Origin of the sequence: Glutamicibacter sp. (genome assembly GCF_035257265.1) — a bacterium.
Classification (GTDB): Bacteria; Actinomycetota; Actinomycetes; order Actinomycetales; family Micrococcaceae; genus Glutamicibacter.
In genome coordinates this window covers 26,692-38,961 of record NZ_DATEXC010000067.1, presented here as the reverse complement: position 1 = coordinate 38,961, position 12,270 = coordinate 26,692, and the positions used below count along the sequence as shown (strand labels likewise).

The 12,270-nt window shown below is 61.4% G+C and carries 11 protein-coding genes; 7 read left to right on the top strand and 4 right to left on the bottom strand.

Annotated elements, in window-relative coordinates; all coding sequences use genetic code 11:
- Position 1: 1 nt before the first annotated feature.
- On the bottom strand, positions 2-697 hold the full coding sequence (locus tag VJ369_RS17520) for a DedA family protein (RefSeq protein WP_324093384.1): 696 nt from the start codon (positions 695-697) through the stop codon (positions 2-4).
- Between the two features lie 362 nt (positions 698-1,059).
- Here VJ369_RS17520 and VJ369_RS17515 point away from each other — a divergent pair, with 362 nt between their 5' ends.
- The 4 genes from VJ369_RS17515 to VJ369_RS17500 are packed head-to-tail and all read left to right on the top strand — an operon-like array spanning position 1,060 to position 4,479.
- Positions 1,060-1,977 carry an ABC transporter ATP-binding protein gene (locus tag VJ369_RS17515; protein WP_324093278.1) on the top strand — a complete coding sequence of 306 codons (918 nt, stop codon included), beginning with the start codon at positions 1,060-1,062 and terminating at the stop codon, positions 1,975-1,977.
- Positions 1,974-2,729 (top strand): ABC transporter permease, encoded by a 756-nt coding sequence (locus VJ369_RS17510; protein WP_324093277.1) that lies wholly within the window; start codon positions 1,974-1,976, stop codon positions 2,727-2,729. Before VJ369_RS17515 ends, VJ369_RS17510 begins: the two co-directional genes overlap by 4 nt.
- The gene (locus VJ369_RS17505) at positions 2,726-3,877 is read left to right on the top strand and encodes a histidine kinase (protein WP_324093276.1); all 1,152 of its coding nucleotides are present in this window, start codon (positions 2,726-2,728) and stop codon (positions 3,875-3,877) included. The genes VJ369_RS17510 and VJ369_RS17505 overlap by 4 nt, the downstream gene beginning before the upstream one ends.
- The gene (locus tag VJ369_RS17500) at positions 3,874-4,479 is read left to right on the top strand and encodes a response regulator transcription factor (protein WP_324093275.1); all 606 of its coding nucleotides are present in this window, start codon (positions 3,874-3,876) and stop codon (positions 4,477-4,479) included. Before VJ369_RS17505 ends, VJ369_RS17500 begins: the two co-directional genes overlap by 4 nt.
- Here the strand turns inward: VJ369_RS17500 and VJ369_RS17495 are convergent.
- On the bottom strand, positions 4,476-5,003 hold the full coding sequence (locus VJ369_RS17495; protein ID WP_414652676.1) for a DUF456 domain-containing protein: 528 nt from the start codon (positions 5,001-5,003) through the stop codon (positions 4,476-4,478). The two genes, VJ369_RS17500 and VJ369_RS17495, sit on opposite strands and share 4 nt — an antisense overlap.
- Before the next feature lie 39 nt (positions 5,004-5,042).
- On the opposite strand from VJ369_RS17495, the gene VJ369_RS17490 reads away from it, so the two are divergent.
- On the top strand, positions 5,043-5,852 hold the full coding sequence (locus VJ369_RS17490) for an enoyl-CoA hydratase/isomerase family protein (RefSeq protein ID WP_324093274.1): 810 nt from the start codon (positions 5,043-5,045) through the stop codon (positions 5,850-5,852).
- Positions 5,853-5,861: 9 nt separating this feature from the next.
- Here VJ369_RS17490 and VJ369_RS17485 read toward each other — a convergent pair whose 3' ends face one another.
- Positions 5,862-7,385 carry a long-chain fatty acid--CoA ligase gene (locus tag VJ369_RS17485; protein WP_324093382.1) on the bottom strand — a complete coding sequence of 508 codons (1,524 nt, stop codon included), beginning with the start codon at positions 7,383-7,385 and terminating at the stop codon, positions 5,862-5,864.
- 212 nt (positions 7,386-7,597) lie between these two features.
- Here VJ369_RS17485 and VJ369_RS17480 point away from each other — a divergent pair, with 212 nt between their 5' ends.
- Entirely contained in the window at positions 7,598-8,368 is a 771-nt protein-coding gene (locus VJ369_RS17480; protein WP_324093273.1) for a VOC family protein, read from the top strand.
- 102 nt (positions 8,369-8,470) lie between these two features.
- Positions 8,471-9,460 carry an aldo/keto reductase gene (locus VJ369_RS17475; protein WP_324093272.1) on the top strand — a complete coding sequence of 330 codons (990 nt, stop codon included), beginning with the start codon at positions 8,471-8,473 and terminating at the stop codon, positions 9,458-9,460.
- 16 nt (positions 9,461-9,476) lie between these two features.
- Here VJ369_RS17475 and nirB read toward each other — a convergent pair whose 3' ends face one another.
- On the bottom strand, positions 9,477-12,098 hold the full coding sequence (gene nirB, locus VJ369_RS17470) for a nitrite reductase large subunit NirB (protein ID WP_324093271.1): 2,622 nt from the start codon (positions 12,096-12,098) through the stop codon (positions 9,477-9,479).
- Positions 12,099-12,270 lie beyond the last annotated feature (172 nt).

Here is a 12,270-nt window from a genome sequence, read left to right as displayed (position 1 = left end):
CTTAGTCCTCGATCACGTGTGACTGGGTGTTCTTCTTTTTCTTGCTTGCCATGCTGGCCTTGAGCAATTCGATCAGGATCGGAATGATCGAGATGAAGACGATCAGGATGAAGATGATGTCGATATTGTCTTTGATCCAGGTGAACTGACCCAGCCAGAAGCCCAGCAAGGTCACGCCGACGCCCCACAGCAAGGCGCCGATGAGGTTGTAGGCGACAAACGTCTTATGGTTCATCTTGGCCACGCCAGCGATTACCGGCACGAAGGTGCGCACCACTGGGACGAAGCGTGCGAGGATGACCGCGCGGCCACCGAACTTCTCAAAGAACCCGTGTGCTCGCTCCACGTTCGCCTGCGAGAAGAACCGGGAGTCTGGCTTTTTGAAGATCGCCGGACCCGTCTTCTTACCAATCATGTAGCCGGTCTGATCACCGGCAAAGGCGCAGACAAAGATTGACAGGGCAAATAGCCACAGCGGGACGTGAATCGTTCCGGCCGCGATGAGCATGCCCACGGTAAAGAGCATGGAATCGCCTGGCAGGAAGAACCCGACAAGTAGCCCGGTCTCCGCGAAAACGATGCCGCAGACTAACAGGACGACCCATGGGCCTAAGGCCGGGTCGTTAAGGAAGACAACAGGATTCAGCCAGTCGGGCAGGAACGCTGCTCCGAGGGTTGGCGTCCCGAACTGCGTCATGAGCGAGAGGAAAGAAGTTTGATCTAGCACGCTCAAAGCCTACGGTAAATCGCTGTGAGTTTCCCGGAGAGCTGACCGTATTCCTCCTCCACCCGCGCACACTATTTCCATGCCGGGGAACGGAATTCAGGCCATTGACCGGCACAGATCTTAGCAATGCGTGCACCCAGCGGATCGGACACAATTCGCCGGCGGTGCATCACAAGTTGCCAAGGTCACAGCCTCTGCGCAGTTTCAAGTCATCTGGTTCTCAAGCTCCCACAGCTACGCACCTGCAGGGCAGCACCGCCATGACAACGGTCATGGTCATGACATGACTTTCTGTTCTTCCCCGCGTGAGGCATCGCGCGAAGACTATAGGTATGCAAACGCTGATTAGAACCGAAGCAGTTTCGCTGACCGGGTTGACCAAGACCTTCTCCACGCCGCGCACTAAGGTCCAGGCGGTCAAAGGAATCGACCTGCAAATCCCCACCGGGCAAATAGTGGCTTTTTTGGGGCCCAACGGTGCCGGGAAAACGACCACCATTGACATGATCCTTGGGCTGACCCAGCCGACCGCCGGTGCAGCGAAAATCCTCGGCCTGGACCCTCCCCAGGCGGTTTCCTCCGGACGCGTCTCGGCCGTCCTGCAAACCGGAGGCTTACTGCGGGATATGACGGTGAAGGAAACCGTGACGGTCATTGCCTCGATGCACGGTAAGCCTGATCGCATCAATGAGGTCATGGAACGAACGGGCCTGACCCGGATCGCCAAACGGCGTGTGGGCAAGTGCTCCGGCGGTGAACAGCAACGCATCAAATTTGCGTTGGCCTTACTGCCCGATCCGGATGTGCTGATCCTCGATGAGCCGACGGCCGGCATGGACGTGATGGCGCGCCGCGAATTCTGGTCCACGATGCGATCCGAAGCCACCCAAGGGCGCACCGTCATTTTCGCCACGCACTACCTCGAAGAAGCCCAGAACTTCGCCGAACGCACCATCTTGATGAGCCAAGGGAAAATCGTGGCCGACGGCGCCACCGCCGAATTACGTCAGCTCATATCTGGCCGCACGCTCAGTGCGTCCTTCCCCTCAGAAGATCAGGGGGAACAGGCGGCAACATTTGATCAGTCGGTGCAGATCACCGAACGCAATGGCTCACGTTTCGCATTCCAATGCCAAAACTCGGACCGCTTTGCCGCCGCACTGCTGGGCGAATACCAAGCCTATGATCTGGAAATTTCCTCCCCGAGCCTGGAAGACGCCTTCATCCAGCTGACCAAGGACGCCTCATGATGACCACATACATCCGGGTAGAGTTCACCCGGCACTTCCGCGATGGCTACAACCTCATTTTCGCGTTGCTGCTCCCGGCAGCCATGTACATTTTGTTCGGCAACATTCCCAGCTACACCGCCTTGGATTTGGGCGCCGGCAACGTGAAGTTCTACTTAATGATTTCCATGGCCGCCTACGGCGCAGCAGTCAGTACCGTGGCGATCGCCGGTACCGTCGCAACCGAGACGATGCAGGGCTGGGGCCGGCAAATAGCGCTGACCAAAATGCCACCGGCGGTGTTCGTCGGCAGCAAGATGATTGTCGCGGCAACCGTCGCCGGCATTTCCGCGGCCATAGTCTTCACCTTGGGCGCCGCCACCGGAGCGCAAGTGAACGAACCATGGATCTGGGGTGCCAGCTACCTGATCGTCTTGCTCGGTGCGATGATTTTCGCCTGTTACGGCATCGGGGTGGGGATGGTCTTCAAATCGGAGTCGGCCCTCGGCCTGGCCTCCGGGCTGATGGTGTTCTTCGCCTTCTTCGGAAATGTATTCATGCCCCTGGAAGGCGGCATGCTGGATGCCGCCCGTTTCACCCCGATGTTCGGCTACGTCGCGTTGGCACGCTACCCGCTGCTCAAGGATATGCCCGCGGGAGTGGAGATGGCGCCGGATCCATTGTGGATGCCAACGGCTAACCTTGTAGCATGGGCAATCATTTTCGCGCTCTTCGCGGTAGTAGCAACCAGGAAAGCCAAGGCGCGCCAGTGAAGCTCAACGCACCAGGCACCAATCAAGCCCCAGAAGAACCTTGCGACTTCGGGGATGAACAGAAGTTCTGGGACCGCTGGGGCTGGATGGTGGCCGGAGTATGGATCATCTTCCTGGTTTTCCCCATACTTGACCTGCTCGTCGATGACTATCCGCTGCCCACCAGAGTTATTGGGTTGAGCTTGGTGGTGGTGTTCGCAGCCATTTACCTTCGGGCTTATGCGAAGTATTCGTGGATCGTCGGCCAAGGCGGAACCGAGCAACGCCGAGCGCACGTGTATTTTCTGATGCTGTGCGCCATCATCGTCATCGGCGTCCCGGTGACCGGTTTAACCGTCATGGGGCTGTTCCCGTTCATCACCTCCTATGCCGCGTTCCTGCTGACCAAGAAGTGGACCATCACCACCTATGCCGCGGTGCTGGTGGCCTGCTTTGCGCTGCCGGCGTTCTTCGGGAAATTCACGGACGTGATTTTCCTGATTGGCTTGAACATTGTCTTGATGGTGGTGTACGCCATTACCGTCGCCGCCATCACCCGTTCCTCTGATGCCGAGCGGATCCGGGCAGATTTTCTTGTGGTGGCCGAGCAGGAACGCGTGGCCAGAGACGTTCACGACGGCATCGGGCACTCGTTGACGGCGCTGAATTTGAAAGCGCAATTGGCGTTGCGGCTCATGGATGAAAAGCAGTACCAGCAGGCTCGGGGCGAACTGGTGCAACTCAGTGAGCTGGCGGTCGATGCCCTGGATTCGGTGCGCACCACCGTCCAAGGTCTTAACCGCCAAGACCTGGAGATTGAACTGGCCGAGCTGCAGCATGCGTGCAACGACAACAACCTCGAATTCACGGTAGCCGGAACCGCCGAGCAGATCCCATTGCAGTATCGCTCGCACGTGGCGTGGATCCTGCGCGAAGCGGTGACCAACGTGCTGCGTCACGCCCACGCGAGCACGGTGGTGCTGCATATCGAACCGGGCCAAGTGAGTATCGACGATGACGGGGACGGCTGCCAAGCAAATCGCCCCGGTCATGGCATCAGAGGAATGCAGGAACGTGCCCGGCAGTTCGGCGCCAACTGTACAGTGGGTTCATCACGGCTGGGCGGAACCAGCGTGCAAGTAGTCTTTGACGCCAAGGAGGCCCGGTGATTCGCGTACTCATCGCCGATGACCAGCACCTGGTCCGCGGAGCTTTGGCTGCCCTGCTGAATCTGGAAACAGACATCACAGTGGTCGCCGAGTGCGCGGACGGTGATGAAGTGGCCCCCGCCTTGGATACCCAGCCCGCAGATATCGCGCTGCTCGATGTGCAGATGCCGCGCCAGGACGGATTATCTACCGCCGCCGAACTGAAAACCAGCCACCCGGGGGTTAAAGTGCTGATTCTTACCACCTTTGACCGGCCAGGTTATTTCCGCCAGGCCTTCGAAGCGGGAGCCCACGGATTCCTCGTCAAGGATTCGCCGCCCGCGGAGTTGATCGCCGCTATCCGCAGGGTCTACTTGGGGGATAAAGTGGTCGATCCGCAGCGCGCCATGCTCAGCGTAGAAACACGGAATAATCCGCTGACCGAGCGGGAAAGAGAAATTCTGGGCTTCGCAGCCACCGGTGCCCCGGTGTCGAAGATTGCCTCCACGGTCCACCTGAGTGCCGGAACCGTGCGCAATCATCTGTCTAACGCGATCGGCAAAACCAATACGGCCAACCGGATTGAGGCTGCACGTTATGCCCGCGAGGTGGGCTGGATCTAACGCGTCGCGAAGTGCGTGATCAAACCGATGACCCACACCGAGGTGGCAAGCAGTACGCACCCGAATTCGACGAGAATGCCCAACCCCATGGCCTTGAGCGTCGCCCACGAGGAGGCCAAGGCGCCGGCAAATTTACGGTGCCGTGCGGCTTCGCCGATAAACAGTCCCAGCGCAAAACCTATAAACAAACCCACCACTGGGATGATAAACGCCCCGGCGATTGCACCGATCAGCCCCCAGAAGATCGAGCCCTTAGGGATCTGATGTTGCTTGAGTTTGCGCCCGGTCAGCACCGCGGAGGCGGACCAACCCAGGGCGGCGATCAGCATACCGAGCCCCGCCGCCCACCAGGAGGCTCCCGAGCCAAGCAGCCAACCCCAGCCCAAGAGGGTCACAATGGTCAGCAGCGATCCGGGAAGTACCGGGATGATCGTGCCCAAGGCGGAAACGACCAGCAGCAATCCGGCGATAACGGTGTAAATAATCTGTGCATCCACACCCTTAGTGTGGCACGGTGAAGTCAAGAATAACTTTTGGGCACGAGCAAAATCTTGAGGTGTTTGATGAGTCAGCAGCAACGCGGCAGCATCGGTGTGCAGATCACTAACCACGTAGCCACGGTAACCCTGGATAACCCCACCCAGTACAACGCGCTGACCAAGGACATGTGTCTGGAGCTGGTCGGTGCATTTTCCGGATTATCCGTTGACCCCCAGGTGCGCACGATCCTCGTCACCGGCGCCGGGGCAGACTTCAGCGCGGGCATCGCCATTGACCAAATGGATCTGGTGCTCTTTGACGAGCCGGTGGACGGCGAACTGGTCAACCATTTTGACCTGGTGGATCGGGCGATCACCGGCTGTCCCAAGCCGACCATCGCGGTGGTGCGTGGAAACTGTTTTGGTGGGGCCTGGCAGCTCGCTTCGGCCTGCGATATCCAGTTGGCGGCGGATACGACCCGCTTGGCGATCACCCCGGCCAAGGTCGGACTGGTTTTTCCGCGTCCGGGCGTGGAGCGTTTGGTGCAAACCGTGGGACAAAGCCGCGCAAAGTACCTGCTATTTAGCGGCGCAGAGATCTCCATGGAGCAGGCTTCGGCCTGGGGCCTGTTTACGCAGGTGGTTCCCAAGGAAAAACTCGAAAGCCAGCTGGCGACGCTGATCTTCCAAATGGCCGCAAATTCCGCGTTCTCCATTGTGCACACCAAGGAAGCCATCACCCTGAGTACCGCGAGCACCCCGGACTCGTTGTTCGACTCCTACTGGGCGCAGCTCTGGGAGCGCAATGCACGCAGCGAAGACTTGGCCGAGGGCCGTGCTGCCTTCGCTGCGAAACGTCGCCCAGAATTTAACTGGGGCTCATCAGGGAACTAAAAGCACCAGCTACGCGCCGTGCTTTGCCACCAGTTCACGCTTGAGAATCTTCCCGCTGGGACCCAGCGGGAATTCGCTGACGATCTCGATATGCCGAGGATACTTGTACGCTGCGATTTGCTTGCTGATCCAGGCGCCGATACTTTCTTCCGTCAGCGTTGAACCGGGTTCTAAGGTGATCGACGCGGCTATTTCCTGGCCATGCAGCTCGTGCGGGATCCCGTAGACCGCGGCGTTGGAGATTTCTGGATGCCCGACCAGTACCTCTTCCACCTCGCGCGGGTACACGTTGTAGCCGTTGCGCAGAATCATGTCCTTGGTGCGGTCCATAATGCGCAGATACCCGTCTTCGTCTTTGGTGCCAAGGTCCCCGGTGCGGAACCAGCCGTCCACCACTGCCTCGGAGGTCGCTTCCGGACGGTTCAGGTACCCGGAGAAGAGATTGTGCCCACGGATCACCAGCTCGCCGAGCTCCCCGGTAGGCAGCAAACGGATTTCTTGCGGGTACCCCGGATCGGCGATCTCTACGTCCACACCCCAGACCGCGGTGCCGATGGTCCCAGGCCGAGGCGCCCGTCCCATCTGATTAAAGGCGGCCACCGGCGAGGTTTCGGTCAGCCCGTAGCCTTCATGGATCGGCGCACCGAAGCGGTCTTGGAAGGCGGTGAGTATCGCCACCGGCAGCGCGGCCCCGCCGGAGACCGCATAACGAAGCTTTGTGGGTTTATCAGCCCGCGTCTTTCCCGCTTCCAGCAGCGCAACATACATCGTTGGCACACCGAAAAAGATGTCGATGTTTTCGTCGAGCACCAGATCCAGCGCGCCTTTCGCGGTGAATTTCGGCAGCAGCACGATCTCGGCTCCCGCCCGCATCCCGGTGTTGAGCACCGCGGTCTGCCCAAAGGTATGGAACAGCGGCAGCCCGCCAAAAATCTTGTCGCCCACTCGCATATCGATGGTGTCCAGCAGCATCGTGCTGGTTTGTTCCACCAGCGCCAGGTGCGTGCCCAACGCACCCTTGGGTGTTCCGGTGGTGCCTGAGGTGTAAAGGATTGTGGCAATATTTTCGGGGTGCTGCGGAACGTAGGTGGTGATCGCGGTGGCTTTGGCCGCCCGATCTTCGAGCCGGTCGGTCTCCAGCTCCTCCGGGGCTAAGACGCTGAGCAGCTGGACTCCGGCAAGCCCCGCAGCGGCGGCGCCTTCACCCAGCAGAGGAGCGGCGCAGACGAGCATCTTCGCCGACGCATCGTCGAGCACATAGGCGATTTCTTGCTTTTTCAGCAACGCGTGCACCGGGACCACTATGGCACCCAGGGAGAGGATTGCGTAGTAAACGCGCGCAAAATCGGTGACGTTGGGAATGAGCACCGCCACTCGATCTTCCGCTCCGATGCCCGCATCGCGCAGCGCACCGGCATAGGCGCGCGTTTCATCCCACAGCTGACCGTAGCTGGTGCTCTGGCCATTGACGGTGATGGCGTTCAAATCACGATGGCGCACGGCGCTTTCGGCCAACAGCGCAGCCACGGACATGGTCAGGTTTGAGTTCGAACGAATCACTGGGGCTCCTAAAGCACGAACAACACATCTCTAGTGAAGTGGATCACGTTATCAGCGTACTGAAACTTTGTTCCAAATCAAGGTACTGAGTATCATTATTTAGCTCTCGGCGCATTGAATACCCCGCAGGACAGACTTAGACTCAGCCTGTCATCACTAATCAACTCGCAAACCAAGGGGACAAAATGTCCATACCCGATTTTCCGCCGGGCGCACCGTGCTGGATCGATCTGCTCACCAGAGATCTCGATGCCGCCAAATCCTTCTACTCCCAGCTCTTCGGGTGGAGCTACGAGGTGGGCGACGAGGAAAAATACGGTGGATACCTGACCGCGACCAAGGATGGGCGCACCGTCGCGGGCCTGATGGGCAACGATCCGGACAATGATTACCCAGATGTCTGGAGCACCTATCTGCGCGCAGATGACATCGAAGAGCTCGCCGACAAGGCCGAATTCCATGGCGGGCAGGTCTACCTGCCACCGGTCGAAGTTCCCGAGCAGGGGAAGATGGCGATGATCGGAGATCCCTCGGGCCTGGGGGTGGGGCTCTGGCAGTTCGCCGGGCACACCGGCTACCAGAGCCAGGGTGAACCGGGCACCCCCGCATGGCATGAACTGCATACCAGAAAGTTTGACAGCTCGACGAAGTTCTACCGCCAAGCACTTGGCTGGGAGCTAGAGGTGCTCAGCGATAACGATCAGTTCCGCTACCAAACGCTCGGCTCCGGTGAGCAGGCGCGGGCCGGAATTATGGACATCTCGCACTTTGACGATCCAAGTTTGGCTGGCTGGAAGGTCTACTTCAACGTGGCCGACGTGGACCAGGCGGTAGCCACGGCGGTTGCCTCCGGAGGCACCGAAATCAGCGCGGCGATGGATTCGGACTTTGGCCGGGTGGCTGTCATCGCCGATCCCACCGGCGCCGAGTTCTACGTCATCGCAGCGAACGACTAGGGGAGCAGGGCCGTGCAAGCCAGCTGATTTCCCGCACCGCTCAACGCCTAAACCCTCCGGTAACTACAAGTCAGCACGGCGCTAGGCGGTATGCTCGAAATCATGCAACAGCGAATACTTGGACGCACCGATAAAACCGTTTCCGTCATTGGCCTAGGCACCTGGCAGCTGGGCGCCGACTGGGGTGAGGTGGATGAGGTCGCCGCTTTTGCGGTGCTCGACGCCGCCTACGCCGCGGGCGTCAGCTTCTTCGACACCGCCGATGTGTACGGCGACGGACGCAGCGAGGCGCTAATCGGCCGCTGGCTGAAAGCCAACCCGCAGGCGCATCTCACCGTGGCCACCAAGATGGGCCGCCGTGTGGAGCAGGTTCCCGAGGCCTACAACCTGGACGCCTTCCGCGCCTGGAACGATCGTTCGCGCACCAACTTGGGTGTGGACACACTGGATTTGGTGCAGCTGCACTGCCCGCCCACCGCGGTGTACTCCACCGACGCCGTGTATGACGCGCTGGATACCATGGTTCAGGAGGGCCGGATGCGCAGCTACGGCGTCTCGGTGGAAACCGTGGACGAGGCGCTGGCCGCGATCGCCCGCCCGAATATCGCCACCGTGCAGATCATCATCAACGCTTTTAGGCACAAGCCGCTGGAAGAAGTTCTGCCCGCAGCCCGCGCGGCCGGGGTGGGCATCATCGCCCGCGTACCGCTGGCCAGCGGCCTGCTGACCAACCGCTACACGCTGCACACCGCATTTGCCGATAACGATCACCGCAACTTCAACCGCGACGGTTCCGCCTTCGACGTGGGAGAGACCTTCTCCGGCGTGGATTATGCCACCGGCGTGGAGGCGGCCGGGGACTTCGCACGGCTGGCCGCCGCCGAGGCCCCCGAGTCAACCAGCGCCCAAGTGGCACTGGCCTGGCTGGCCGCCCAGGACGGCATCAGCTCCATCATCCCCGGGGCACGCAACGCCGAGCAGGCACGGGCTAATGCCGCCGCCGGGTCGCTGCAAATTTCGGGCGGCTTTAACGCATCGGTGCGCGAGCTCTATGACACGAAGCTGCGCGCCGCCATCCACCCGCGCTGGTAGCCGGCCCGGGTGCGTGCTAGCTGGGCGGGCCGATGCGGATGGCCGCGCCCAGTTGCACCGGAGCCGCCGGGCGGTGCTGACCGCGCTCGGCCACGTATTCCAGCTGCGTGTCGACCGCGCCGGGGGCGTTGACGAAGGAGCGGAAGCGGCGCAGCTTCTGCGGGTCCGCCAAGGTGGCAGCCCATTCGTCCTGATAGTTGCCCACATGGGTTTCCATGGCGGCCTCAAGTTCCGCACCCAGACCCAACGAGTCAGCAACCACCACCGCGCGCACGTGCTCGATGCCTCCATCCAGGTCCGCCATCCAGTGGGCGGTGCGCTGCAGCTTGTCGGCGGTGCGGATGTAATACATCAGGTAGCGGTCGATGTAGCGGTCGATGTAGCGGATCAGCGTCGTATCGTCGATGCCGCCGGCCAGCAGCTGCCCGTGGGCCGGGTTCGCCCCGCCGTTGCCTCCCACATACAGGTTCCAGCCCTCGGCGGTGGCGATCACCCCGACGTCTTTGGCGCGCGCCTCCGCGCATTCGCGGGCGCAGCCCGAGACCCCCATCTTGAACTTGTGCGGGGCACGCAGTCCGCGGTAGCGCAGCTCCATTTGGATGGCCATGGCCACCGAGTCCAGCATCCCGTAGCGGCACCAGGAGGAACCCACACAGGTTTTTACGTTGCGCAGCGACTTGCCGTAGGCCTGGCCGGACTCAAAACCGGCGTCCACCAATTCCTTCCAGATTTCTGGCAGCTGCTCCAGGCGGGCGCCGAACATGTCGATGCGCAGCCCGCCGGTCAGCTTGATGTACAGATTGTACTTGGCCGCGACGGCGGCGATCACGCCGAGCTTCTCTGGGGTGATCTCCCCGCCCGGGATGCGCGTCACCACCGAGTAGGTGCCGTCTTTTTGCATATTGGCCATTACCCGGTCGTTGGTGTCCTGAGTGCCGGCCAGTCCGGCATCCATCGGGTGCACCGAGGTCTGGCTGGCCAGAACCGAGGCGATCACCGGCTTGCAGATGTCGCAGCCCGCGCCGGTGCCGAAGCGTTCCATGACCTGCGGGTAGGTCCGCACACCGGCCAGGGCCACCGCCTCGAAGAGCTGGGCGCGGGAGAATTCGAAGTGCTCGCACATCGCGGTGGAAACTTCGGCGCCGTTGTCCAGCATCTGCGATTCCATGAGCTTCTTGAGCATCGGCACGCAGGATCCGCATTGGGTTCCGGCGCGGGTGCAGGCCTTCAGCCCGGCCAAGCTGGTCACCGGGGCATTGCCCGCGCAGCTGCCGCAGCCGCCCACCGCATCGCGGATGGTGCCCACGCTGACGTTGTTGCAGGAGCACAGCACCGCATCATCGGGCAGCTCGCCCTGCGGCGCTTCGCCGCCCAGCGCGCTGAGGTAAGCGCCCGGTTCACCGGGAAGCTCGCGACCCAGCAGCGGACGCAATGACTGGTACGGGGTGGCATCGCCAACAAAAATGCCGCCGAGCAGCACCTTCGCGTCCGAAGACATGACGATCTTCTGGTAGAGGCCGCGCGCAGCATCCGCGTAGACAACCTCCAGCGCGCCCTCTGTGCGGGCGAACCCGTCGCCGAAGCTTGCCACATCCACACCGGAGAGCTTGAGCTTAGTAGCGGTGTCGAAGCCGGTGAATTCGCCCCTGCCTCCCTGCAACCGATCGGCCAGGATCTCGGCCATCGCGTTGGCCGGGGCCACCAGCCCCACGCACACCCCTTCGAAGTTCGCTACCTCTCCGATGGCGTAAACATGCGGGATCGCGGTGGCGCAGCCCGCATTGATCTGAATGCCGCCACGCGGTCCGAGGCCAAAGCGCGGCGCGCTGCATTGCTGCGCTTCGAGTCCCGTGTTGTAACTGCGGGCGAGCTCATCGCGCGGGCGCACCCCGATGGACACGATGACCAGATCCGCGGCGATGGTGCGTTCGTCGGCCATCAGCACCCCGGTGACCGTCCCGGTTTGTGCGTGCGTGAGAATTTCTTTCGGGAACACCCCGCCGTGCACGGTGAACCCGGTCGCCGCGATGAGCCGGCCCATCGCCTGGCCTGCGCCCTCGTCGAGCTGCGTTCCCATCAGCCACTGGCCGCCATCGATCACCACCGCCTGCGCGCCGAGCGCTTGCGCTCCTGCCGCGGCTTCCAGGCCGAGCAGCCCGCCGCCGATGGTCGCGACCACCGGGGCGCGCCCCAGATCATTGGTGAGCTGGCGGACTTGATCGGCGATGGCCCAGACATCTTCCAAGGTGCGGTAGACGTGGGTATGCTCGGCCCCCGGAATCGGGAGGGTGGCGGCGTTGGAGCCGGTGGCCAGAACCAGCTCGTCGTAGTCAAAATTGCGTCCGTCGGCGGTGCTCACGCGCCGGTTGGCGGCGTCGAGCCCAATGACCGCAGCACCCGTTTCGAGGCTGACAAACTCGTGTTCCCACAAGCTGGCTTCTCCGAGCGTCAGGTCGACGTCCGGGGTGGTCAGGGCCTGGGACAGGGCAACCCGGTCGTAGGGCAGATGCGTTTCCTCGGTCAGTACGGTCAGGTGAACGCCGCTCGGTTCGCGGCTGGAAAAGGCCTGCGTGAAGCGGTGAGCGGCGGGACCTCCACCGACCACCACGATGCGGCGTAATCCATGTGCTGTACCCATGATGTAACTCGACTTTCGCTCGGAACATTACGTGCTGGTTGCTGCTAAGCCCCAGCCTAGAAAGCCGATTTTGCGCGCTAATTACCCTGGTGTTTCGGTCACCGCAAATTTATCCACCATGGCCAAAAGCATCGGTGAGAAGCATGAAATATGTTGGAATTATTGCCTTTGG

Coding starts and splice junctions, on each gene's coding strand:
- VJ369_RS17520 (WP_324093384.1), bottom strand. CDS start 697: ATGACGCAGTTCGGGACGCCAACCCTCGGAGCAGCGTTCCTGCCCGAC.
- VJ369_RS17515 (WP_324093278.1), top strand. CDS start 1,060: ATGCAAACGCTGATTAGAACCGAAGCAGTTTCGCTGACCGGGTTGACC.
- VJ369_RS17510 (WP_324093277.1), top strand. CDS start 1,974: ATGATGACCACATACATCCGGGTAGAGTTCACCCGGCACTTCCGCGAT.
- VJ369_RS17490 (WP_324093274.1), top strand. CDS start 5,043: ATGAGTCAGCAGCAACGCGGCAGCATCGGTGTGCAGATCACTAACCAC.
- VJ369_RS17485 (WP_324093382.1), bottom strand. CDS start 7,385: ATGTCCGTGGCTGCGCTGTTGGCCGAAAGCGCCGTGCGCCATCGTGAT.
- VJ369_RS17480 (WP_324093273.1), top strand. CDS start 7,598: ATGTCCATACCCGATTTTCCGCCGGGCGCACCGTGCTGGATCGATCTG.
- VJ369_RS17475 (WP_324093272.1), top strand. CDS start 8,471: ATGCAACAGCGAATACTTGGACGCACCGATAAAACCGTTTCCGTCATT.
- nirB (WP_324093271.1), bottom strand. CDS start 12,098: ATGGGTACAGCACATGGATTACGCCGCATCGTGGTGGTCGGTGGAGGT.